At 48.2% G+C, this 23364-nt stretch carries 26 protein-coding genes; 15 read left to right on the top strand and 11 right to left on the bottom strand.

Features of this window, described 5'->3' with window-relative positions; genetic code table 11:
- Nucleotides 1-69: 69 nt before the first annotated feature.
- Nucleotides 70-681, top strand: coding sequence for a hypothetical protein (locus METTU_RS05810; protein WP_006890376.1), 612 nt, complete (start codon nucleotides 70-72; stop codon nucleotides 679-681).
- Nucleotides 682-762: 81 nt separating this feature from the next.
- Here METTU_RS05810 and METTU_RS05805 read toward each other — a convergent pair whose 3' ends face one another.
- Nucleotides 763-1101, bottom strand: a complete 339-nt coding sequence (locus METTU_RS05805) for a hypothetical protein (protein ID WP_006890375.1) — start codon at nucleotides 1099-1101, stop codon at nucleotides 763-765.
- A gap of 218 nt (nucleotides 1102-1319) precedes the next feature.
- Nucleotides 1320-2714, bottom strand: a complete 1395-nt coding sequence (cysG, locus tag METTU_RS05800) for a siroheme synthase CysG (RefSeq protein WP_006890374.1) — start codon at nucleotides 2712-2714, stop codon at nucleotides 1320-1322.
- An 82-nt stretch (nucleotides 2715-2796) separates the two neighbouring features.
- On the opposite strand from cysG, the gene METTU_RS05795 reads away from it, so the two are divergent.
- Complete coding sequence (locus METTU_RS05795) at nucleotides 2797-3027, top strand: sulfurtransferase TusA family protein (protein WP_006890373.1); 231 nt, start codon at nucleotides 2797-2799, stop codon at nucleotides 3025-3027.
- A gap of 39 nt (nucleotides 3028-3066) precedes the next feature.
- Here METTU_RS05795 and METTU_RS05790 read toward each other — a convergent pair whose 3' ends face one another.
- Nucleotides 3067-3594, bottom strand: coding sequence for a DNA-deoxyinosine glycosylase (locus METTU_RS05790; protein ID WP_006890372.1), 528 nt, complete (start codon nucleotides 3592-3594; stop codon nucleotides 3067-3069).
- A gap of 217 nt (nucleotides 3595-3811) precedes the next feature.
- On the opposite strand from METTU_RS05790, the gene METTU_RS05785 reads away from it, so the two are divergent.
- Nucleotides 3812-6712, top strand: coding sequence for a response regulator (locus METTU_RS05785; RefSeq protein WP_006890371.1), 2901 nt, complete (start codon nucleotides 3812-3814; stop codon nucleotides 6710-6712).
- A gap of 19 nt (nucleotides 6713-6731) precedes the next feature.
- Here the strand turns inward: METTU_RS05785 and METTU_RS05780 are convergent, their stop codons facing one another.
- Nucleotides 6732-7601, bottom strand: coding sequence for a phosphate-starvation-inducible PsiE family protein (locus METTU_RS05780; protein WP_006890370.1), 870 nt, complete (start codon nucleotides 7599-7601; stop codon nucleotides 6732-6734).
- Nucleotides 7602-7937: 336 nt separating this feature from the next.
- Between METTU_RS05780 and sodB the strand changes: the two genes are divergently transcribed.
- The 3 genes from sodB to METTU_RS05765 all read left to right on the top strand — a co-directional run bounded on the left by sodB (nucleotide 7938) and on the right by METTU_RS05765 (nucleotide 9879).
- Nucleotides 7938-8519: a superoxide dismutase [Fe] gene (gene sodB / locus METTU_RS05775; protein ID WP_006890369.1), complete on the top strand. Its 582-nt coding sequence runs from the start codon at nucleotides 7938-7940 to the stop codon at nucleotides 8517-8519.
- Between the two features lie 161 nt (nucleotides 8520-8680).
- Entirely contained in the window at nucleotides 8681-9373 is a 693-nt protein-coding gene (locus tag METTU_RS05770; RefSeq protein WP_006890368.1) for an SDR family oxidoreductase, read from the top strand.
- A gap of 5 nt (nucleotides 9374-9378) precedes the next feature.
- The gene (locus tag METTU_RS05765) at nucleotides 9379-9879 is read left to right on the top strand and encodes a DUF3455 domain-containing protein (protein WP_050897771.1); all 501 of its coding nucleotides are present in this window, start codon (nucleotides 9379-9381) and stop codon (nucleotides 9877-9879) included.
- 256 nt (nucleotides 9880-10135) lie between these two features.
- Here the strand turns inward: METTU_RS05765 and METTU_RS05760 are convergent, their stop codons facing one another.
- Genes METTU_RS05760 through arsC form a run of 5 tightly spaced genes read right to left on the bottom strand, consistent with a single transcriptional unit; the run spans nucleotide 10136 to nucleotide 13061 of the window.
- On the bottom strand, nucleotides 10136-11059 hold the full coding sequence (locus METTU_RS05760; RefSeq protein ID WP_006890366.1) for a ketopantoate reductase family protein: 924 nt from the start codon (nucleotides 11057-11059) through the stop codon (nucleotides 10136-10138).
- The gene (hda, locus tag METTU_RS05755) at nucleotides 11052-11756 is read right to left on the bottom strand and encodes a DnaA regulatory inactivator Hda (protein WP_006890365.1); all 705 of its coding nucleotides are present in this window, start codon (nucleotides 11754-11756) and stop codon (nucleotides 11052-11054) included. The genes METTU_RS05760 and hda overlap by 8 nt, the downstream gene beginning before the upstream one ends.
- A 2-nt stretch (nucleotides 11757-11758) precedes the next feature.
- Entirely contained in the window at nucleotides 11759-12112 is a 354-nt protein-coding gene (locus tag METTU_RS05750) for a DUF2069 domain-containing protein (RefSeq protein ID WP_006890364.1), read from the bottom strand.
- Nucleotides 12109-12702: an NAD(P)H:quinone oxidoreductase gene (gene wrbA / locus METTU_RS05745; RefSeq protein WP_006890363.1), complete on the bottom strand. Its 594-nt coding sequence runs from the start codon at nucleotides 12700-12702 to the stop codon at nucleotides 12109-12111. The genes METTU_RS05750 and wrbA overlap by 4 nt, the downstream gene beginning before the upstream one ends.
- 11 nt (nucleotides 12703-12713) lie before the next feature.
- Nucleotides 12714-13061, bottom strand: a complete 348-nt coding sequence (gene arsC / locus METTU_RS05740) for an arsenate reductase (glutaredoxin) (protein ID WP_040579661.1) — start codon at nucleotides 13059-13061, stop codon at nucleotides 12714-12716.
- 77 nt (nucleotides 13062-13138) lie between these two features.
- On the opposite strand from arsC, the gene ubiA reads away from it, so the two are divergent.
- From ubiA to METTU_RS05715, 5 genes are all read left to right on the top strand, one after another.
- On the top strand, nucleotides 13139-14008 hold the full coding sequence (gene ubiA / locus METTU_RS05735) for a 4-hydroxybenzoate octaprenyltransferase (protein ID WP_006890361.1): 870 nt from the start codon (nucleotides 13139-13141) through the stop codon (nucleotides 14006-14008).
- A gap of 295 nt (nucleotides 14009-14303) precedes the next feature.
- Complete coding sequence (locus METTU_RS05730; RefSeq protein ID WP_006890360.1) at nucleotides 14304-14603, top strand: DUF6763 family protein; 300 nt, start codon at nucleotides 14304-14306, stop codon at nucleotides 14601-14603.
- 14 nt (nucleotides 14604-14617) lie between these two features.
- On the top strand, nucleotides 14618-15463 hold the full coding sequence (locus METTU_RS05725) for a hypothetical protein (RefSeq protein WP_006890359.1): 846 nt from the start codon (nucleotides 14618-14620) through the stop codon (nucleotides 15461-15463).
- Between the two features lie 18 nt (nucleotides 15464-15481).
- Nucleotides 15482-16546 carry a homoserine O-succinyltransferase MetA gene (gene metA / locus METTU_RS05720; RefSeq protein ID WP_006890358.1) on the top strand — a complete coding sequence of 355 codons (1065 nt, stop codon included), beginning with the start codon at nucleotides 15482-15484 and terminating at the stop codon, nucleotides 16544-16546.
- Complete coding sequence (locus tag METTU_RS05715; protein WP_006890357.1) at nucleotides 16547-17014, top strand: nucleoside deaminase; 468 nt, start codon at nucleotides 16547-16549, stop codon at nucleotides 17012-17014.
- An 86-nt stretch (nucleotides 17015-17100) separates the two neighbouring features.
- Here the strand turns inward: METTU_RS05715 and METTU_RS05710 are convergent, their stop codons facing one another.
- Nucleotides 17101-17505 (bottom strand): hypothetical protein, encoded by a 405-nt coding sequence (locus tag METTU_RS05710; protein ID WP_006890356.1) that lies wholly within the window; start codon nucleotides 17503-17505, stop codon nucleotides 17101-17103.
- 230 nt (nucleotides 17506-17735) lie between these two features.
- On the opposite strand from METTU_RS05710, the gene purM reads away from it, so the two are divergent.
- Nucleotides 17736-18779, top strand: a complete 1044-nt coding sequence (gene purM, locus METTU_RS05705) for a phosphoribosylformylglycinamidine cyclo-ligase (protein ID WP_006890355.1) — start codon at nucleotides 17736-17738, stop codon at nucleotides 18777-18779.
- Nucleotides 18780-19106: 327 nt separating this feature from the next.
- On the opposite strand, the gene METTU_RS05700 is transcribed toward purM, so the two are convergent.
- Complete coding sequence (locus METTU_RS05700; RefSeq protein ID WP_006890354.1) at nucleotides 19107-21755, bottom strand: bacteriohemerythrin; 2649 nt, start codon at nucleotides 21753-21755, stop codon at nucleotides 19107-19109.
- Between the two features lie 335 nt (nucleotides 21756-22090).
- Between METTU_RS05700 and METTU_RS05695 the strand changes: the two genes are divergently transcribed.
- The 3 genes from METTU_RS05695 to METTU_RS05685 are packed head-to-tail and all read left to right on the top strand — an operon-like array spanning nucleotide 22091 to nucleotide 23347.
- Complete coding sequence (locus tag METTU_RS05695) at nucleotides 22091-22438, top strand: FUN14 domain-containing protein (RefSeq protein WP_006890353.1); 348 nt, start codon at nucleotides 22091-22093, stop codon at nucleotides 22436-22438.
- Nucleotides 22439-22457: 19 nt separating this feature from the next.
- A complete protein-coding gene (locus METTU_RS05690; protein ID WP_006890352.1) occupies nucleotides 22458-22811 on the top strand; it encodes a metalloregulator ArsR/SmtB family transcription factor in 354 nt (117 codons plus the stop codon).
- 56 nt (nucleotides 22812-22867) lie between these two features.
- Nucleotides 22868-23347 (top strand): arsenate reductase ArsC, encoded by a 480-nt coding sequence (locus tag METTU_RS05685; RefSeq protein WP_006890351.1) that lies wholly within the window; start codon nucleotides 22868-22870, stop codon nucleotides 23345-23347.
- Nucleotides 23348-23364 lie beyond the last annotated feature (17 nt).

Below are 23364 nucleotides of genomic sequence, written 5' to 3'. Positions count from 1 at the left end.
ATAAAAATAATAATTGTTCGGGCAGGATGGTTGGTTGCCATGGGTTCCTGGTTCGAGAGGAAGTAATTAATGAGTGATAAAGATAAGATAAATTCAGTCGTAGAGGGATTGCCAGGCAATGCTTCTACGGTTCTGCAAAGAATACCTTCGCATCATGCATTAATGAAAGTTAACAGATTGTTGCTGACTATAATCTGTTCCTTGATGGTTGTTGTTTTGATAGGGGGCTTTTTATTGTTCCCAACCGATAACTTCTTAAATCGCTATAAAAACGCCACGGCTACCGAGACCTATGCGGCTGAGATGAATCCCGTGATGTCAGCGGAAGTTAACGCCCTGAAAGGACAGCTTGTCGGCTTGGTCAGCGGTTCAATTGAAAGTAAATTGAACGCGTTGGAAGAGAGTCTCCGGGTGGGTTCCGTTTCCAGTTCTATAGGGACCATAGAAGATTTGAAGAATGACCTTAAAGTTCTCCGTTCCTATTCAGAGTCCACCAAGAAGGGAAAGGCGGTCGTTTCCAATGAGCAGCTAATGCAGGAAATGTCCCAATTAAAACGTCTGATCTATTTGACTATTGCTTCTTGCGGGTTGATGCTGGCGGCAGTTGCGGGTATCTGGATTAAAAATCGTAACCGGTTACCTTATAAAGAAAGCAAAACAAGTTATTTGGGTAAGGATTGATTTTCGGTTTTTCGGACACAAAAAAAAGCCGCCCCGGTTTGTATATTGGGGCGGCTTTTTTATGGTCTGTCGATCCGGGTTTTAGTTGCCGCCCAGATATTTGTACAGAGCATCAACAGCTTGGTCTTCGCCGTATCCAGCTTTAACAACGGCTGGATTTTTCATGATTTCAGCGATAGCTTTCGGCATGCCGCCTTTACCTTCTTTCAGAACGGTTTCGAATTTCGCTCTGTCCAATTGGCCGGCTTTAATTAAAGCAGTTAACTGTGGATTTGAAGCGATATCGTGGCAAGTGCCGCAACCGCGACCGAAAGCGCGTTCATAAATTTTCTTACCCACATCGCTAGCTTCGTCGGCAAATACTTGTCCACTTAAAGCGAGTAAAGCGATACCAGCTAGTGTACCTAATGTTTTTTTCATGTTGACCTCTCCTCTTGGTAGTAAAAAAAGAACTGCTGTTTATTGTTGAAGAAAATAACAGTTCGATTAAAAGTTAAACCGTGAAAGCATAGGGAATTTGGCGGGAAAATTCAATTGTTTTATTTATTTATTTTCCCTGAGTTATATTATCGACAACGGCTATGAATGATAACTGAATCGTTTAATCGGCCTTTAAGTTAAGGTATGACAAACAATAGTTAATCAAGTCGGCGGGTCTGAAACCAGCTCAGCTTGTCATGAAGGGTTACTACCGTGCCGATAATAATCAAAGTGGGCGGCTTGATGTCCTGACCGGCAACTTTGTCCGGTAATGTCTCCAGGGTGCCGGTAATCACCCGCTGGTTGGACGTGGTGCCTTGTTGAACAAGGGCAATAGGTAAATCTTTGGGGCTGCCGTGCGCAATTAAAGACTGGCAGATTTTTTCCAGACCAGCCAGCCCCATATAGATGACGATGGTTTGATTAGGCGCTGCAAGTTGCGTCCAGTTTAAATTGACGGAATTATCCTTCAGGTGGCCGGTGACAAAGGTGCAGGATTGGGCATGATCCCGATGGGTTAGCGGGATGCCCGAGTAGGTTGCACAGCCGGAAGCGGCGGTAATGCCGGGAACGACCTGAAAATTAATGCCTTGCTGCATCAAGGTTTCAATTTCTTCGCCGCCGCGGCCGAATATGAACGGATCGCCGCCTTTTAAGCGCACCACCCGTTTTCCTGCTTTAGCCAAATCAGCCAGCAGGGTATTGATGGATTCCTGCGGAAGCGCATGATATTGCCGTTGTTTGCCGACATAAATCTTTTCGGCATCCCGGCGGGCCAAATCGAGAATTTCCGGCGAAACCAGTCGGTCATAGACAACGACATCGGCCTGTTGCATCAACCGTAGTGCGCGGAAAGTCAACAAGTCAGGTGCGCCGGGGCCGGCGCCAACCAGATAGACTTCGCCGAGGTTTGGGTTTTCTTTTTGCTTGAGCAGGGTCTGCTCTAATTGCTGTTCGGCCTCCTGTTCCTTGCCGGAGAAGACCAGTTCAGCGATCGAACCCTGCAAGACATTTTCCCAGAAGATCCTGCGTTGTGCGGGTTGCTTAATATGCTGTTTGACCTTATCCCTGAACTTGTCAGCCAGACCGGCAAGCCGACCATAGGCGGGAGGAATCACGGTTTCTATTTTAGCCCTGAGCAAACGGGCTAATACCGGTGCGGCACCGCCGGAGGATACCGCGGCAATAATCGGCGAGCGGTCGATAATGGCCGGAAAAATGAAGCTGCACAGCTCGGGATTATCGACCACGTTGACAGGGATATTTTGGTCCGTCGCCGTTTTGGCAACCAGGCAATTGGTCTCCGTATTATCGGTTGCCGATACCACCAGCCTGAATTCGCCAAGATCGGCAGGGGAGAATGACTTTTGCAGCAGCGTTAAGTTATGCGTCGCTTGCAGGCTTAATACCGTGGGACTTATCTCCCTGGCTATCACGGTGATTTTTGCGCCGGCTCGTGCCAACAATTCAATTTTCCGGGCGGCGATTTCGCCCGCACCAACAACCAGGCAAGGCTGGTCTTTAAGCTTTAAAAATACAGGGAAATAATCCATTTAGTTATGATGATTCTTGGATTTAAAAGAGGATGGTATTATAAGCGCACCAAACTTAGTTGAGAAAACTTAAAATAAACCTATGATCGAATTTAACCTGGAAGTAGATGCCAGCGGTTTGACTTGTCCATTACCCTTGTTGCGCCTGAAAAAAGCCTTGATGGACATGGCCAGCGGCGATGTCGTCAAAGTGATCGCAACCGATCCGGCTGCGCACTTGGATTTTGGCGTTTATGCCGACCAGACCGGGCATCAAATTATTCAATTGATAAGAGAATCCAATAAGCAGGTTTTTTATTTCAAAAAGAAATAGCATAGGCCGGGGATAAGTTCATTCACTTCGCGCTGCCGCTTAAACAGGCTTATTCCGGTCGACAGCGTTCAACGCTGTCCTCCATACATGAAGCTTTTGTTCATAGGAAAGAGAGGCATGCGCCGGGCTGGTCGATGGGAGACGCATGTAGCTGACTGAAGCGGTGCTGACGGTAGGCAAAACATACTGCCGGTACGCCGACTCCGCCTTTGCCCCGTTGAAGAACACCGCACGGATCTTGTCGTGCGTATGAAAGAAGCTCTGAAAGTCATTTACAGTGATGGAGCCGCTGTCAATTTTTGCGTCCAAGCTGCCGACTCGCGTACAGGATTGCATCACATCCCAGAGTGCGATGCGGGCTGTTTTCAGCGCGTGTAGCCGATCTTCATATGTAGCGTCCGGATCAAACCCAAGCAATTGCGCCATGATTTTCCAGAAGGCATTGCGTCGATTCGCATAATACTGACTCGCCGCCAAAGACTCCTGTCCCGGCATGCTGCCCAGAATCAATATCTCGGCATTGGAATCTGCGATCGGTTCGAAGCACAATAAAAGTGGTTTTGTCATTTCGGTCTACGGGGCTTAAAGCATAAAACCACGAAGCATGCGAAGAAAAATCAAGATAAAAACTTCGTGTCTTCGAGAGATTTATTAAATGGCTGACAGAATAACCGAAACGGTGCAATTAATCAGGCTGCTTTTAAAGTTGGATTTATAATGCCGTCAGAAGTAAGCGCAAGTAATCAAAATAAATCCCCCCAATACAATCTTGAGTTTAAGCAAAATGGTTAAACGTAGTATTTTTAGAAAGCTGCTCGTTACGATGGTGGGTTTAATTATCGCCTTATTGATGCTGTTAACCTTCATTCAGATTGAGTTTCAAAAAGATGTGTTCGAGAAGGAACTGGAAAAGCGCATTACGCTGATGAAAGGACGGCTAATCGATAGAGGGCAGATTTTATCCGGTAATTTATCCGGTCAAGTTAAGAATGGCATCGCTTCCGTCAACCTTTCCCTGGTTGCCGACCAGTTAAGAAATGCGGTGCAGGAAAATAAAGAGCTTCGTTACATCATATTAATGCAAGCCTCAGGGAGGGCGTATATTCATACGCTAAAGCCGCAGTTGGAAATGGGGATTTTATCCGAAAAAGAGGACTTGTTTGCGGCGGGTCAAAAGACGGCAACGGTTAATGAGTATGTAAGCAACGGTGAATCCTTTATGGAATTTATCATGCCGATTCAAGTGAGTGCGAGGCCTTGGGGCGTTCTCCGGTTGGGTTTTTCCCTGGATCTTCTTAATCAGGAGATTGTTAATTCCCGAGAGGAGAGTATTAGTCAAATCGGCGAAATGATAACGCGGTTATTAATAACCGCAGCCATTTTTATCCTGATTGGCGCGTGTATCGTATTGTTCGTGTCTGAACGTCTTTCCAGGCCGCTAATGCACTTGACCCGATTGGCAAATGAGTTGGCTCAAGGTAATTTTGCGGTCAGCGACAATGTTAAAAAGATTCACCCGGATGGCGAAATCGGGGCGCTAACGACAGCGTTTTCTCAAATGGCCCGGAACCTGAAGATTTCTTACGATAAGCTTGAAGAATACAGTCGGACGTTAGAGCAAAAAGTAATAAACCGCACCTCCGAATTGGCCGAGGCGCGAGATCAGGCCATTGCGGCCGATAAAAGCAAATCAGAGTTTCTTTCGATGATGAGTCATGAAATCCGGACGCCGATGAATGCGATCATCGGTATGACCCGGTTAGCTTTGCAGACGGACCTGACTGCAAAACAGCAGGATTATTTGACTAAGGTTCAGATTTCTTCACGCGCATTACTCGGGATCATTAACGATATTCTGGATTTCTCCAAAATCGAAGCCGGGAAGCTGGAGCTGGAAACGATCGCATTTAATCTGGATGACGTGCTGAACGATCTTTTCAGTTTGATGAGTGGCAAAGCGGAAGAAAAAGGCCTGAAGATACGATTTATTACCGCCGACGATGTGCCTTCGGATTTGATAGGCGATCCGCTAAGGCTGGGCCAAGTGTTACTTAATTTAGTCAACAACGCGGTAAAATTTACCAGCCGCGGCGGCGATGTCGATATTAAAGTCGCGTTAGCGGAAGGCGCCGAACAAGTAAAAAGTGCGGATCAAATTAGGCTTGAGTTTTCTGTTAAGGATACCGGCATAGGCTTGACCACAGAACAAATAGGCGGGCTATTTCAGTCCTTTAATCAAGCCGATAAATCTACCACCCGCAAATACGGCGGAACCGGTCTGGGCCTGGCCATTTGCAAGCGAATGGTGGATATGATGGGTGGTGTCATTACGGTAAACAGTGAAATAGGGCAGGGGAGTACTTTTATTTTTACCGCCATCTTTGAGCAACCCTATGAGGTAAGTCAAAAATACTCGGCATCGCACGATGCTTTTCGCGGCGTAAAAGCATTAGTGGTGGATAGCGACGAGACATCGCGGAATGCCTTGTGCTTGCATTTGAAAAGCCTTTTTTTTCAAGTGACGTCCGTCAGCACGGGTGAGCAAGCCATTCAGCTGTTGGAAAACGCCTGCGCTGAAGATCCTTATCGGCTTGTACTCATGGACTGGAATTTACCCAAAATGGACGGTATTTCGGTTGCGCGGCATATTAAAAATAGTCTTGAAATCGCCTGTATTCCTCACATTATCATAGTAACCACGCATAGCAGGGAGGATGTTGTACATGTACAGCGATCAAAAGATCTTAATCTGGATGGCTTTCTTGCTAAACCGGTGCATGCGTCGGCGCTGTTCAGCGCGGTTGTTGAAGCGTTTAATCAAACTGATTTTGACGAATATCCGCCCTCGCAAGTCCGCCGTCCAGGGACGGGAAACGAAAAGCTGCATCAAATTAAAGGGGCAAAGTTGCTGTTGGTGGAAGATAATCATATTAATCAGCAGATTGCGAAAGAAACGCTGGAGCAGGAAGGTTTTGAGGTCAGCATTGCCTCGGATGGTCGGGATGCGGTGCAAAAAATACGAACATGCTATTTTGATGCGGTATTAATGGACTTGGAAATGCCGATCATGGATGGCTATGAGGCAACCCGCATCATACGTTCTGAAGCGCAATTTAGTGATTTGCCGATTATTGCGATGACGGCCCACGCCATGAACGATGTTAGGGAAAAGTGTCTGCACATAGGTATGAACGGGTATGTGACCAAGCCTATAGACGTTGATGAGCTATTGGCAAACTTGATTGATTTAATCAAGCCGGAATTACGGAAGACACCGGCTTCCTGTTTGGCGAAGGCAAGCCAACAAAAAACAGCATTACTGCCGGAATGTTTGCCCGGCATTGATATACAACAGGGCTTAAAAAATGTTGTAGGAAACGAGCGACTGCTGCATGACTTACTGCTGAAGTTTTATGAGGGCTTTAGCGATGCACAGATCCGTGTGGATGCTTTTTTACAAGCGGGCGATGTGGATTCGGCATTGAGATTTCTCCATGCAATGAAAGGTGTGGCGGCCAATCTAGCCATGTCGGAATTGAAAGTATGCATAGAAGCGTTGGAGCAGACGCTTAATAAATCATGGGAATATGGGCCTGAATTATTAACTGACTTTGCGAGCGCACAGAGCAGGGTGCTTGAGTCTGTGGGGCGGTTACGCAGTAATAATAACCGCCTTCATCAGTAACTGAAATGATAATGACGCTCTATTCTTTTTTCTGGACTAGCCAGTAAGTGATACCTAGCGCCACCAAAACCAAGGCCGATGCGCTCACATATTCCGCCGGTAAGTGCTTGTAATCGAACACGATGACTTTCCGGGAAATAGCCATCAGCGCGGTAGCTACAACCAGTTTTACGGGGATTACGTCACTTCGGATATACAAGGTAATGTTCAGGAAAATTTCAATGGCGATTAACACTGCCAAAAAAGCCCCAAATGTTTCCAGCATGTCATTAATAGTCAATAGCATAAACGGCGGTTGGGTGATTTTTTCAAAGATCACATAAACGACGTCAATAATGCCGAATAAAATAACCATTACCATCAGTAACGCGAGAAACTTGACCCCCAAGCGAATGGTGCGGTGCAGAAGTTGGATGAACGGGTCTTCGTGCTGCATGGGCAGTTCTTCGTGACTTTCCACGGTGACCTGTTTTACCAGCTTGCTACGAAGATGGGCTAATAACGGGCCGATAATATGTTTATGTGCGGCAAAACCGGCGGGCGTAAAGTCGTTTTCAAAAAAATTATTCAAGCCTTCCATTTCACTCAGCTCTTTGCTCCCCAGCTTTTCAAAGCCCATGCTCCAGTAGGGAAATGCCCGTTCTGTTATGGGCAGCTTTTCGATCAAGGTTACGTCCTTGTGGCGTTTATCTTTTTTTATGCTTTCAAATGTACTTTCAACGGTCGCTTCGTCGCCCTCCAATACCTGAAAAAAAGTGTCGTGCGAATAAAGCAGTATTCCGGTTATATTTTTGACGCCGTTATTTGTTCGACAGGTTTTTAACAGCGCTAACAGATTTTCCGGACTAAATTCCTTGATTGCTGTGCTGGCGTAACTCAGTCTGATCATTGTGGCCTTCCTCGTAGTTGATTACTGAATTTGCATGTATTCATTACTGGGGTTGATAAAAGGCAGTATAAGTCTGCAATACTGTGAAACTATTGTTTAGACTTAGATACATCGGGTAACAGCTTATACCAATAATCCAAAATTTGGCATCTTTGAGGGTGGCATTGGAAGTCGGCTTAAGCAATTTTAAGGATTTGTCGTCTTCCCGCTTGTGCTATCGCTTTATTTAATTGGCGAGCAATGCTAAAGTAATTGTTTATAAAAACACTTGGTATTTTTTTGTTGCCGGCTGTTTGCACTCAACACCTTATGACAACTTTGATTTAGGAGAATCCCATGGCTTTCGAACTTCCTGCTTTACCTTATGCTAAAGATGCATTAGCGCCCCATATTTCTGCAGAAACCCTGGAGTATCATTATGGCAAGCATCATCAAACTTATGTAACAAACCTGAATAACCTGGTCCCAGGAACTGAATTTGAAGGTTTGTCGCTGGAAGAAATCATCATGAAATCTTCAGGCGGTATTTTTAATAACGCTGCGCAAGTCTGGAATCACACTTTTTACTGGAATAGCTTGGCGCCCAATGCGGGTGGCGAACCTAGCGGCGCTTTAGCCGATGCGATCAACACAACTTTCGGTTCATTTGCAAAATTTAAAGAAGAATTCACCAAATGCGCGGTCACCACATTCGGTTCAGGCTGGGCTTGGCTGGTGCAAAACGCCGACGGCAGTTTGGCGTTGGTTAGCACCAGCAATGCAGGTTGCCCGTTAACGACCGGTCAAAAGCCTTTGTTGACTTGCGATGTTTGGGAACACGCTTACTACATCGATTACCGTAATGCGCGTCCGGCCTATCTGGAAGCATTTTGGGCATTGGTTAACTGGGATTTTGCTGCAAAAAACTTTTCAGCTTGATTTTGTAGGCTGGGTTAGCGGCTTCGCATAACCCAACATTTATGCTGATTTCGTGTGTTCGTAGTGAGGTTTTTTACCTATTGCGTAACATCAGTTTTTAAGTAGTATAAGAAACCTCCTGCATCTACCGATACAGGAGGTTTTTTTATGGGAGAAATAAAATGGCTACAGTTTTAATTACCGGCGCTAATCGCGGCTTGGGTCTGGAGTTTTGCCGTCAATATGCTGAACAGGACTGGCATGTCATTGCTTGCTCCCGTAATCCGGATGATGCGTTTGATTTAAATAATCTCGCCACGCATCATAATGTTCAGATAGAAGCGTTGGATGTTGCAGAGTTTGAACAAATTGATGCGCTATCCAAAAAATTAGCGGATCTGCCGATTGATGTTTTGATTAACAATGCCGGCGTTTATACGGATAACAGCACTAACGGTTTTGGTCATCTTGATTATCAAGCATGGACTAAATCGCTGGTGGTTAATACCGAAGCGCCGTTAAAAATGACTGAAGCGTTTTTACCGCAAATCAAGCGAGGCAATAAAAAACTGATTGTTAATATCAGCAGTCTGATGGGCAGTATTGCGGATAATGACAGTGGCGGCAGTATTTTTTACCGGTCCAGCAAAGCGGCGCTGAATGCTGCAATGAAGAGTCTGGCGATAGCGCTTAAAGATCAGTCTGTCGGTGTGCTTATTTTTCATCCCGGCTGGGTTAAGACCGATATGGGCGGGCCTAACGGGCTGATTAATGCCGATCAAAGCATTACCGGCATGCGGGCTTTGATAGAGAACTTTTCATTGGATCAATCCGGCAGTTTCGTTAAGTACGACGGAACGCCAATGCCATGGTGAATGCTATGATTAAAAAGATATTGATTTTATGGGTGATGTCGCAAGGCGCGGCTTATGCAGAGGTTTCAATTCCCGAGCAGATTAAAGTGCCTGCGGGCTATAGTCCTGTTCTGACCGTGCATGCTAAGGGTGACCAGATTTACCAATGCTCAGCCAATAAAGGCGAGTACGCATGGGAAACGCAAGCGCCCGATGCCAAGTTGTTCGATGCGCAGGGTAAGATCGTCGGGAATCATACGGCCGGTCCCCTTTGGGAATATAAAGAGGGCAGTCGCGTAGTCGGGCGGGTGGTCAAGAAAATCGATATGGCACCGGGTTCGGCTATTGCCTGGTTGCTGGTCGAGGTGGTCTCCCATAAGGGCGACGGTCTGTTTTCGAACGTCAGCTATATTAACCGGATTAATACGCACGGCGGCCTGCCGCCTTCGTCGGGATGCGATGCTAATCATTTGGGTGGTGAAAAGCGGATTGCCTATACGGCGGATTATGTTTTTTATGCCAAATAACGTAAATTCTCGACAATAGTTGATGTTACGCAATGGCTAAAAAATTTTCACCACGAACGACTGCATGGACAGATATTTGCTCCTGCAATATCTGCATTCACCACATCCCTGTGGATTATGCAGGAGGTAGAGCAATGCAGGAGCAATTGCCGAGACACGAAGAGCACGAAGAAAAAATATAAAACTTCGTGCCCTTCGTGTCTTCGTGGTGAATAAAAGTCTTTTGTTTTGATGTCGCTTGTAGTTACTAAATAATCTAGTGCTGCACTAGCTTCAATTCCCTGAGCTTCATTAACGCGTAGACCGATTCCAGATGAGGCGCGGCTACGCCTAGCCGCTGAGCGGCGCGCAGTGCATTGCCCAGGATGGCTTCCGTCTCCATCGGCTGGCCGCTTTCATAATCCAGCAGCATGCTGGTTTTATAAGGCGGCATGGCATAAGTGTTTTCGATATTGATGTTAACAATATCGTCGGGCAGCGGATGCCCGGAGGCCGCCGCAATGTCGCAAATTTCCTGCATAATGCTGCGCACGAAAAACTCCTGGGTTTGCAGGATATCCAGCGTCAGCAAACCTCCTGACAATACCGATAGCGGATTAAACGGCGCGTTCCAGACGCATTTTTGCCAGCGTCCGGTCACAATGTTGTCGACTGCCCCGCAGTCAATGCCGGATTGATTAAAGAGTTCGCAAAGCTGTACGGTTTTGCGGCTGATGCCGTTCGGCAAATTACCTAAAGCCAGGCGACCGTAAGCCAGATGCAATATCTCGCCGGGCCCTGTCCGATTGCAGCAAATAAACGCCAGACCGCTGATCAGTTCATTATGGGGGAAGGCATTCAGCATTTCCTGCTCGATTTCTACGCCATTCTGGATAAAGACTATCGCGGTATTTCGACCGACAGCGGGACGAATCAGGGCGACTCGGTCCAATGTCGGGATGACTTTGGTGCAGAGTAAAATATAGTCAGGCGTTCCTTTAAAATCGGCAACATTTTTTAACACCTGCGCCGGGGTAAAATTCCAGCGGCCGAGCGCTTGGCTGTTGATGATAAAGTCGTGTTGCTTGACCTGATCGTAATCGGAACGGCACACGACCGAAACCTCGGCCCCGGCCTGTGCCAATAGCGAGCCGTAAAAAGCGCCGACGGCCCCCGCTCCAATAACAAGCACTTTAATCATGGCTATCTTCGTTCAGAATCTGCTTTAAAAAAGGGAGGGTTAACTTACGTTTGGCGGCCAATGATGCCCTGTCCAGTTTTTCCAGTAAAGCCCATAGAGAGGCCAGATCCCTGTCGTAATGCGTCAGCAGAAAACGTCCGGCTTGCGGGGCGATTTCGAAACCCATTTGATCGGCTTTAAAGATTAATGCCGCAATGCGGTCGCTATCGGTTAAGGGCTGTATTTTTAAGCTCAGTCCCCAATTAAGGCGGGTTTTTAGGTCGGGTAGTTGAATGGCAATCTCATTGGGCGCAGAGGAGGCCGAGACGATCAGTTTGTGGCCGCGATCGCGATGCTGATTAAAGAAATTAAAAAAAGCCAGTTCCCAGGTCGCGTTACCGGCTATGCGCTCGATATTGTCGAAACAAACGACATCGTACTCGTCAAGCCCGTTTAGCAGAGAGGGATCAGGTAATTCGGCTTGCGACAAATCAAAATAGAATGAACTGAGATTTTGATTCTGTGCCCGATGACAGCAGGCTTGCAGCAGATGCGTTTTACCTTGCCCCGATTTACCCCAGAGGAAAATTTGCTGTTCGCCCAGACCCGCGATGCATTGTTGTAAGTGAGTGATGATTTCGTGATTGGCGCCGGGGAAAAAATCGTCGAAAGTTTGATTGGCCCTGAATTCAAAATGTAATGGAAGTTGCTCCGCCATTGTCAGTTCTGTTTTCCCGCAAGGCGTACATAAAATGCGGTGCCGAAAAAAAGCATCAGGCTCAGCATGACTTCAAGCGATGCATAGAGTCGTTCGTCAGGGTTGACGTAGGCTTCGGCAGTGCCGTGGAGAAAATAGATCAGGCTGACGTAGGCTGCCCACGCGCAACTTCTAGGGTTGCGATCCAGCAAGCCGCGCATCGGCAGCAATAACGGCGTGACGGCGACCAGCAACACCAGTGCCACCGGAAAGCGGGTGGATGGTGAGAGTATGGTATTCCACAGCATCAACAAGGCGAACAGCCCGAAAAAACCGGCCAGGGCAGTGATGTAACAATAAATCGGTTTTATGGTCATGCAGCTTTTTTCAGTTGAAGTGCGGTTTTAGCCAAGCGTGTGCCGAGCGCTTTACATAAGGCTTTTTCGTGATCGCTCAGCCCTGAGTGATCGGTCGATACGTGACTGGGGCCGTAAGGAGTGCCACCTGAGGTGGTTTCGCGCAATGCATGTTCGGTGCTGGGCAAGCCCAGTATCAGCATGCCGTGGTGCAACAGCGGCAACATCATCGATAACAAGGTGCTTTCCTGTCCGCCGTGCATGCTGCCGGTTGAGGTAAACACGCCTGCGGGCTTGCCGGACAGTGCGCCTGAAAACCAGATTTCGGTGGTGCTGTCGATGAAGTATTTTAGCGGAGCGGCCATATTGCCGAAATGGGTCGGGCTGCCCAAAGCCAAGCCGTCGCAGGATTTTAAGTCGTCAATCGTAGCGTAAAGCGCGCCGTGGGCCGGGATGCTTTCTGCGGTTTTTTCACAGACGGTTGACACATCGGGGACGGTTCTAAGCACCGCTTCAACGCCGTCAACCGATGCTACGCCGCGAGCGATATGATTGGCCATGTCTGCGGTGGTCCCATTACGGGAGAAATACAGAACCAGAATCTTTGTCATAAGCCGGGTAATTATAAAATAGCCAGCACAGCTTCAGGCGGGCGACCAATCGCCGCCTTGCCATTAGCGATAACAATAGGCCGCTCAATTAAAATAGGGCTGTTTACCATGCCGGTTATCAGCGCCTGCCGATCCAGTGATGCATCGTCAAGACCGTTGGCTTTATATTCGGCTTCTTTTTTGCGCATTAACTCGCGCGGCTCCATGCCCAGCTTTTGCAAAATATCATCCAGCTCCTGAGCGCTGGGAGGCGTTTTAAGATACTCGATAACCTCCGGCTCGATACCTTGCTCTTTTAACAGCTGCAAGGTTTGACGCGATTTGCCGCAACGCGGATTGTGATAAATCTTTACGCTCATGGTTCGCCCGCCCATTAAAATAAAAAAGCTATAATAGCATTTTTAACAAAATTAACGCTTTGAAAAAGGCAATAACGATGATGAACACAGCAATGGATCGAATTAAGCAGTATTGGTTATTAGCGCGATTTGATAAGCCTATCGGCATCCTGATTTTATTGTGGCCCGCACTATGGGCGCTGTGGGTTGCCAGTGACGGCAAACCGGACTTGCTGGTTTTAACCGTTATTTGTCTGGGCGTCGTGTTGATGCGAGCCGCCGGTTGCGTGATTAACGATTACGCCGACCGCGACTTCGATCCGCATGTGGAACGCACCAAGCAGCGGCCTATCGCCGCAGGCAAGGTAAGCCCCAAGGAAGCGCTGACGGTTTTTGTGGTGTTGTGTTTGTGTTCTTTCGGCCTGGTGTTATTGCTGAATATTTACACCATCATGCTGTCGTTTATCGCCGCATTTCTGGCCGCCAGCTATCCGTTCATGAAGCGTTATACCCAGTTGCCCCAAGCCTATTTGGGCATCGCTTTTGGCTGGGCGGTGCCGATGGCTTTTTCCGCGCAGATCAACAGCATGCCGCCCGTGGCCTGGGTGATGTATTTGGCCGTCGTATTATGGGCGCTGGTTTATGACACCATGTATGCGATGGTCGATAAGGATGATGATTTGAAAATAGGCGTTAAATCGACTGCGATATTGTTCGGCGCTTACGACCGCCAGATTATGGGCGGATTGCAGATCGTCATACTGGGCCTGCTGATTACCGTAGGGCAAATGGCGCATGCCGGTTGGCCTTATTACGACGGTATTTTAATTGCGGCAGGCTTGTCGGTTTATCAGCAAAAGTTGATTTTTCACCGGGAAAAAGCGCTTTGCTTTAAGGCGTTTTTAAACAATAACTGGTTCGGCTTGGCCGTATTTGCAGGCTTGGTAGCGGATTATTGGCTTCGGTGAATAAATGCCTTGGCAGGGTTATTGCCTTGTTAACGGCTTACCTATCGTTTTTATATTCAAGTGCGTCAAATTCTTGCAAGAAAGTGATGCTTCCTTTATAAATATAATATCAGGCTGATGCTAATCAGCGTCATAACAGGCTTTAACGCGGACTTCAACCTAAAAGACCGCAAACTGAATTCACCCCGGCCCATGCAAAATACTTTTGTATTTTCTTTAGCATTGTTAGTAATATCACTTACCTTTGTAAGATATTTTGTATCGAAACATTCTAGCTAAGCATTGAGGAATAATCATGACAACCATAGCAGACCCGATCATCGGCAGTTGGTACAAGGACGTAGAAAACAACCTGAAATTTAAAGTCATCGCCATTGACGATAGCGATGACTCCATTGAAGTCCAATACCTTAACGGCGATATTGGCGAATACGATCATGACAGTTGGTATACCTCAACCTTCGACTATATCGAGGATCCTGAAGACTGGACCGCGCCTTTTGACGATCTTGAAACCGATGATCTGGGCTATACCGACCCCGACGAACACCGGCCAAATCCTGAAGACATGGACATCGAAGATTATCTGGATTAATTAGGAAGTATCACATGAAAATGAGTCCTCAGGAATTTCTGGACTGGAAAACAAAACGCATTACCCTGTTGGCTATGTCCGGTGCGGGAAAAACCACGCTGGCCAATAAATTGCCTAAAGCCAATTGGTTTCACTATTCAGGCGATTACCGGATAGGTACAAAATACCTGGAAGAGCCTATTCTGGATAATATTAAGCGCCAGGCCATGCGCGTTCCTTTTTTGCGCGAGTTGCTGCTTTCCGACTCCATCCATATCAGCAATAAAATAACCGTTGATAATCTGGCCCCGGTTTCCAGCTTTCTTGGCAAACTCGGCAATCCTGAGTTGGGCGGACTGTCTTTGCAGGAATTCAAGCGCCGTCAAAAGCTGCATCATCAGGCTGAAATTGCCGCGATGAATGATGTGCCGGATTTTATTGATAAAGCGGTGGATATTTATGGCTATAAGTATTTTGTCAATGATGCGGGCGGCAGCGTTTGCGAGCTGGACAGTCCCGAGGTGTTGGAAACACTGGCACAGAACACGCTGATTGTTTATATCAAAATACCGCCGGCGCTGGAGCAAACCATTATTGAACGTGCTAAATCCGATCCCAAGCCGCTTTATTATCGGGAAGCGTTTCTTGATGAAAAACTTGCTGAATTCATGCAGCTTAAAAATTACGCTTCCACGAATGTTATGCCGCCGGATGATTTTGTCTCCTGGGTTTTTCCCGAACTATTCAAATCCCGACTGCCCCGCTACCAAGCTATCGCCGATCAATACGGCTATACGGTCGATGCGAATGATGTGGCCACTGTTAAAGGCGAGGATGACTTTATCCGGCTGATCGCTGATGCGCTGGGTTCCCAGCAATAATATGGACGGAGTCCGGTTATGCCTTTAGTTGCTCATACTGATTTACCCACTTTTCAACGTCTTCGTGAAGAAGGGGAGGAAATACTAGACCCTGATCGCGCCAGTAATCAGGATATACGGGAAATGCATATCGGGCTGCTCAACATGATGCCCGATGCGGCGCTGGAAGCGACAGAAAGACAGTTTTTCCGGCTGGTGGGGGCGTGTAATCAGATTGTGCAATTCCATGTGCATCCTTTTACCATTGAAGGACTGAAAAGAAGCCCGGAAGCGCAAGCCCATATCGCTAAATATTACGAATCCTTTGAGCAAATCAAACGGGACGGGCTGGACGCGCTGATTATCAGCGGCGCTAATGTCAGCCATCCTCGGTTGCCCGAAGAAGACTTTTGGCAACCGCTGAGTGAGGTTTTTTTCTGGGCCAAGGAAAATGTCACTTCGATACTGTGTTCGTGCCTTGCTACTCATGCCCTCATTCAATACTGTTACGGCATTGAACGCACCCGTTTACCGGCCAAACGTTGGGGCGTGTTTTCGCATAAGTTAACCGACCGCACTCATCCGTTGGTTGCGGAAATCAACACCCGTTTCGATGTGCCCCATTCCCGTTTTAATGAAATATTTCAAAGCGATATGGAGCGACACGGACTCAAGGTTTTGGCGGTCAGCAAAGAAGCCGGTGTGCATCTTGCAGTTAGCCCGGATGGGTTTCGCATTGTGTTTTTTCAGGGGCATCCTGAATATGATGACATCAGCCTGTTGAAAGAATACAAGCGTGAAATCTTGCGCTTTTATCGCGCCGAACGGGATGACTATCCGCCGTTCCCCGAAAATTATTTTAACGATGTCGTTCAGCAGATTCTGGTCGATTATGAACAGCGGGTCAGATCAGCCAAACAGAGCGGACAAAGGCTGGAAGAATTCCCGGAAAGCCTGATTCTGGAGCATATTGACAATACCTGGAGCGACACCGCAAAAGCGGTATTCAACAACTGGTTGGGCAAGATATATCAACTGACTCATCAGGAGCGAGGTCTGCCTTTTATGGATGGCGTAGACCCCAACAATCCGTTAGGTTTATAGATGCATAAGGTGTTTTTGCAGCAGGCTGTCGATCTGGCGGCGGAGAATGCCAGGTCAGGGCAGGGCGGCCCTTATGGGGCGATTATCGTAAAAGATAATCAACTTGTTGCCGCGAGCGGCAACAAGGTCACCAGTACTATCGACCCTACCGCTCATGCGGAAGTGATGGCGATACGCTTGGCCTGCAAGAAGCTGAATGACTTCCAGTTGCAGGGCTGCATTCTCTACTCCAGCTGCGAGCCCTGTCCTATGTGCCTCGGTGCAATCTACTGGGCGAGGCTTGCAAAAGTCTATTTTGCCTGTAGTCGGCATGATGCGGCTGCCGCCAATTTTGACGACAGCTTCATTTACGATGAGATTTCTGTTTTGCCGCATGAGCGCCGCATCGCCATGCTGCATTTAAACCTGCCGAGTGCCATGGAGCCCTTTAATATTTGGGCTGAAAAGAGCGATAAGGTGCTTTATTAGAAAAGCACAGGCAAAAGGCGAAAGGCGAAGAACGATCCTGTATAGCGTAGGTTTTTTCGCCTTTCGCCCTTAGTCTTTCACCTATGTCATTTATCAGCGATTTTAATCAACCAGCCATTTTTATCGTAGCATCCCAACTCGGCTTTGGCCGTGACATTGATCCTGACATATTGACCATTGAAAGCCGCGGGCAACTTTGCTTTAACCCGGTGAAAACTGCTGTTGCTTTCAACGGTAAATTCGAGATTTTGATTTTTGGCGGTCAATTTGATGGTGTCTGGCTTGGCCCAAGGCGAGACCATGAAAGAAAGCGTTGATTCAGGCGGAACCTCGGTTTTCTCGGGTTCTTGATAGACAGGAAGATTGAAGTCTCTAAATTGAGGCTTTTTGCAAACCTCTTCAGTCATACCCGGATCGTAGGCACTTGCCGTGCCGCTAAATAATACCGCGGCAATAAATAGTAGGGGGCTAAACATTTTTGTTACTTTCATATCCACTCCTCAAAAAAGCGTTGTGTTGCCATTGATAGTTTTAGTCGGATCCACTGTATTTAACAGGGCGCCACGTTAATTATTCTTTTAATAAAATTCAACTTGCCGCAACATTCATACAAGCGCTACGCGAATACCTGATAAAAAAATACGCATTCATATCCTTCAGACAAAACCGATGATGTCTTGTACAATATCGGAAGTTTAAATTTTAGCAAGAGAACACCACATTGAGCGAACAAAATCAAGAAAGCTTGAATTATAAAAGTGCCGGCGTTGACATTGAGGCCGGTAATGCATTAGTTGAGCGCATCAAGCCTATTGCTGCCAGAACCCGGACGGCAGGCGTCATGGCAGGTTTAGGCGGTTTCGGTTCGATGTTTGAACTGCCGTTGGATCGTTATCAGCAGCCGATTCTGGTTTCCGGTACCGATGGCGTAGGCACCAAGCTGAAACTGGCCAATGAACTGAATATTCATGACACCATCGGCATCGATCTGGTTGCGATGTGCGTTAATGATATTATCGTTCAAGGCGCCGAGCCTTTGTTTTTTCTTGATTATTTTGCTACCGGCAAGCTGGATGTCGATACTGCCGCAGCGGTCGTAGACGGCATTGGCAAAGGCTGCGAACTGGCAGGCGCGGCGCTGGTCGGCGGCGAAACAGCGGAAATGCCGGGCATGTATGCGGACGGCGAGTATGATCTGGCGGGTTTTTGCGTCGGTATCGTGGAAAAAAGCAAAGTGCTCGACGGCAGCAAAGTCAAAGTGGGCGACAAGCTGATTGGTATCGCATCATCCGGTCCGCACTCCAATGGCTACTCATTAATCAGGAAAATCATTACCCATAGTAATGCAGCGCTCACCGATGCCTTCAACGGCAAAACCTTGGGTGAGGCCTTACTGGAACCGACCCGAATCTACGTTAAGTCGTTGTTGGCGTTGCTGGATAAAGTGCCGGTACACGCGTTTGCGCATATTACCGGCGGCGGCTTGACCGAGAATCTGCCGCGCGTACTTCCGCAAGGCGCCAACGCCCATATCGATCTTGCTTCCTGGGAGTTTCCCGAGATCTTCAAGTGGTTGCAGGAAAAGGGTAATGTCGCTCAAGCAGATATGCTGATCACCTTTAATTGCGGCATCGGCATGATAGTTTGTGTTGCCGCCGAAGATGAGCGTGCGACGCTGCAAGCCCTCAGCCAACTGGGCGAGAAGGCTTTTACTATCGGCGAACTGGTTAAGTCTGATGGCAAGCCCGAAGTTATTTATCTGTAACTTGGCAGCACCACACACGAGAGAAATAGAACGCTGATGACGCTGATATTCATGATTGAATAAGATTTCTTGAATAATTAGCCATGTAGGCCGGAATAAGCCGGTTCGGGCGATAGCGAGAACGGGTGTTTCCGGCACATTATCTAAATTCGCCGGAAACGCCACCTCGCGCTACGCGCCCTTCGGCTTCGCTCAGGAGAGCCTTGGATGGCCTTATTCCGGCCTACACCTAGGGTTTATTCCTAATGGGATTTAGCTTTTTAAATAATCCGTTTAATCAGTGTTGTCCGCGTTTATCATAATCATCTGCGTTCCATTGTCTTTGAGTTACTCAAATCCTTGCTCCCGTAACAACAGGGCAAACGCTTCCGCCGGTACCGGCGGGCTTTTGATGTAACCTTGGTACGAATCGCACTTTTTTTCCCGCAAGAACGCCAGTTGCTCAGGTGTTTCAACACCTTCCGCCAGTACTTTAAACCCCAGAATATGTCCCATGGCGATAATAGTGGCGGCAATTTCCATATCGTCTTGCAAGTTAGGAATATCGTCGATAAAACTTTTGTCGATTTTTAGCACATCCAGCGGAAAGTGCTTGAGATAAGCCAGCGACGAAAAACCGGTGCCGAAGTCGTCAATGGCAAGTCGGATGCCCTGAGAACGTAGCTTGTTCAGGAGCGCCATCACATTATCCTGATTTTCCAGCAGTCCGCTTTCAGTCATTTCCAACTCCAGGTATTCGGCCGGAAAGCCTGTTTCATTCAGCGCCGTAGCTACTAACGCGCTAATATCGCCGCGACGAAACTGTTGTGGGGAAACGTTGACCGCCAAGGTGAGCGGAGGCAAACCCGCATCCAGCCAAAGACGGCCTTGTCGGCAGGTTTCCCGCAATACCCAGGCGCCAATTTCCAGGATCAGTCCCGTTTCTTCGGCGATGGGGATAAAACGTAGCGGTGGAATCAATTCTTCTATCGGGTCTTGCCAGCGTACCAACGCTTCGGCGCCGACTATGCGGCCACTTTCAATATCCATCTGCGGCTGGTAGAAAACACGCAGCTCCCCTTGCTCGATGGCCCGGCGCAGCCGCGTTTCCAATGCAATCCGCTCGCGGGCGGCGAGCGTCTGGTCTTCGGAAAAATAGGCATAACAGCCGCGGCCTTGATCCTTGGCTTGATACAGTGCGGCATCGGCATGATCCATGAGCATTTCATAGCTCGCGCCGTGTTCAGGATACAGGCTGATGCCGATGCTGGCGCCAATCTGTACATCGCTGCTTTGAGTTAGCTGAAAAGGTTTGCCTAACACGAAGATGATTTCTGCCGCCACCCGTGCGGCATCTTCGGCATGGGCAATATCTTCCAGCAACACGACAAACTCATCGCCGCCCAGACGCGCCACCATGTCTACGTCACGCAACCTGGCCGAGATACGCACAGCGACCTGTTGCAGCAACTCGTCGCCCGCTAAATGCCCCAAGCTGTCGTTGACCGCTTTAAAGCGATCAAGATCAAGCATCAGTAATGCCAGGCGCTTGCCATCGCGTCGTTCCACGTCGATGCTGTGTTTAAGCCGTTCCTGCAACAGTCGGCGATTGGGCAGTTGGGTGAGCGGGTCATAAAAGGCCAGTTGCTTGATTTCCTCTTCGGCGGCCTTGCGCGAGGTAATATCGGAGAAGGATGCAACATAATTATTGACGTGTTCATTCTTTTCGTCAGGCTCCTTCACCGCTGTGATAATGAGCCATTCGGGGAACATCTCGCCGTTTTTGCGCCGATTCCATATTTCGCCCTGCCAGGCGTCGGTGCGATTGATGCTCTCCCACATTGAACTATAAAAAGTTTTGTCATGCTGTCCCGAGCTGAGTAAATTGGGCGTTTTACCAATGACTTCCTCGGCGCTGTAACCAGTGATCCGGGTAAATGCCTGATTAACTTTGAGGATGACATTATTGGCATCGGTGACCAGCATGGCGTCTTGTAATTCAAAAGCGGTGGCGGCGATACGCAGTTCTACTTCAGTCTGCTTGTGCTTGGTGATGTCGGTAATGAAGCCGTGCCAAAGTACGGAACCGTCCGCCTGCCGCTGCGGTAACGCATTGCCGAATAGCCAACAGACGGGGGCGTCGTCAAACTTCAAGCGATATTCCTGACGCCAGGGTGTTAAGTCCCGCGCCGATACCTTAAAGGAAGTTTTGAAGTTTTCCAGGTCATCAGGATGCAAGGCAGCAAGCACCTTGGCCGCATCTTCGCTGACCTCCTCCGGGCTAACCCGATAGAGGCTGCGAATGGCTTCGTTGGCGTAAGGAATGCGGGAGCTGCCGTCAGGAAACAGCTGAAACTGGAACACCAGCCCAGGTACTTGGCTGGCGATTTTCTGGAGACGGTCCAGGGCATCCTGGCTGGCCTGCTCGGCCTTCTGGCGTTCAACAACCTCCTTGGCCAGCTGCATGGTGCGCGAAGAGAGCGCGTCGAACATGGACAGCATGGTCTCTATCAGCACTTTCATCGCCCCGCTCATTTCCTGATCGGCTTGCTCCTTGGCTTGGTTTAACGGTACGCCCGACTGTACGGCCAGCACAACCTTGGCCATGCGCATGTCGGTATCCAGAATATGAAAGGCCAGCCATTGGGTCAGAAAGGTGAGAATCTCCTCAATCACTTCATCCAACGGCCTGGCGGTTTTTCCGGCCATTATCCTGTTGACTGTAGTCAGAAAGCGCCTGTGATCATCTTTATGCTTTGTTTCCCAGGCATCTTCCGGGAAGAATGAATGCCATATACGTTCTTCCGCCTGAAAATGGTAAATAGCGTATTCCGCCAAGTCATTGAAAACATTGTTCAAGGTGGGTATATCGGATTGATAGGCTAGATGTCCGGCCAGTACATTCAATAGTTCGACCAGCTTTTGGTGCTGTTCGTCAATCAGCGGCACTCCAACTTCGAAATTTTTATTCCATGGAAAAACTTCAACTGAATACATAGTGCTCTCGTCCAACCTAAAGATTTAGTTGGGGATTTGGTGATAAGGATTAGAAATATTGTACGCTTATAAAACTGTTTAATGAGTATGGTTTTAAGGGGGTGCTGTTTTTGAAGTCGCTTTATTTAATAAACGGGGCAAGTGCTTTTGCGCGCATTGCCGGTATAGCTTTGTTTTCTGACGTGATTGAGTTTAGTGATAAAATAAGAAATATAAATAACAGATTATTTTTGTCGCCCAGAAAGAGCGAATGCTTTTAGTGGATGCAAAAAGCTATGGGCGGCAGCAAAAACTAAACGTTATCTCAATCATCACAGCAACGGAAACTCAGAGCCATGAACACCCATCCAGTCGATGCAGCCTCTTCTACCGACATCTTTTCTTCGACCTTTTTACTTGGCAATGTCGGCGCACCGTTTGCTATCGGACTGGCGGTCGGTTATTTCGCCAAGAAAATGTTGCGTACAGCGTTATTCATGGGAGGGGCTGCAATCACACTGCTGTTTGTCGCGGAATATTACGACATCATCGATATAACCGATGAAAAGCTGCAACATGCCGCCAGCGCCGCCACGGAAGCCGCAAAAAATTCCGGCGGGTTTCTGGTTGACCGCCTGACCAGTATTACCAGCAAGGGCGCCAGCGGGGTTGGCGGTTTTTTTGTCGGGTTCAAGCTCGGCTAATTTTCCTGACGCACTCATCATGATGACGCCCACCACACTATTTAAATGCCTGGCCGATGAGACCCGCTTGCGCTGCGTGGTTTTGCTGCATAAAGAAGGCAGGCTCTGCGTTTGCGAGTTAACCCATGCGCTGGATTTATTGCAGCCCAAAATCTCGCGCCACCTCGCGCAATTGCGGCAAAGCAACCTGCTGCTGGACAGCCGCGAAGGGCAGTGGGTGTATTATCAAATTAACCCTGAATTACCGGCCTGGGTTGTTGAGATTCTGGACATTACCGTCAAACAGTTTGCTGTCAATGCCAAGCAGCAAAAAGACAGCGGCCGGTTGCAGGCCATGGACGGTCGTCCCGAGATGACGAAGTATTGCGGCTGAGTTTTTTTGCCTTATAATATTCGTTTATTCGAATATATAAATATCAGGGGAAAGCCATGTTAAAAGTTTTGATTTTGTGTACCGGAAATTCTTGCCGAAGCGTGTTGGGCGAGGCGCTTATTAATCATTTGGGCGGCGACCGGTTTCAGGCTTTTTCAGCCGGCAGTCATCCGACCGGCAAGGTAAACGCCAACGCGCTGGCGACATTGGCGCGTCACGGCATCTCAACCGAGGGATTTTCCAGTCAATCCTGGGATGAATTCGACGATAAAGACATCGATATTGCCATTACCGTTTGCGACAGCGCTGCCGGAGAAGTCTGCCCCGTCTATCTTAATAATGTGGTCCGGGCGCATTGGGGCTTGCCCGACCCAGCCCATGTCACCGGCAGCCCTGAAGTGATTGAGTCGGCTTTCGAAGCGACCTACGCAGCCCTGGAAAAGCGAATACATCAGCTATTGGCGCTGCCGGTTGAGACAATGTCCAAGCCGGAATTGACCGAGGCGTTGAACAAGATCGGCGCAGAAACCCTTTAAGGCTGCTTCCATCCAAG

The organism is Methylobacter tundripaludum SV96 (assembly GCF_000190755.2).
Classification (GTDB): Bacteria; Pseudomonadota; Gammaproteobacteria; order Methylococcales; family Methylomonadaceae; genus Methylobacter_A; species Methylobacter_A tundripaludum.
Note: the sequence above shows the minus strand (reverse complement) of the source record. Positions and strands in the feature narration are given on the sequence as shown.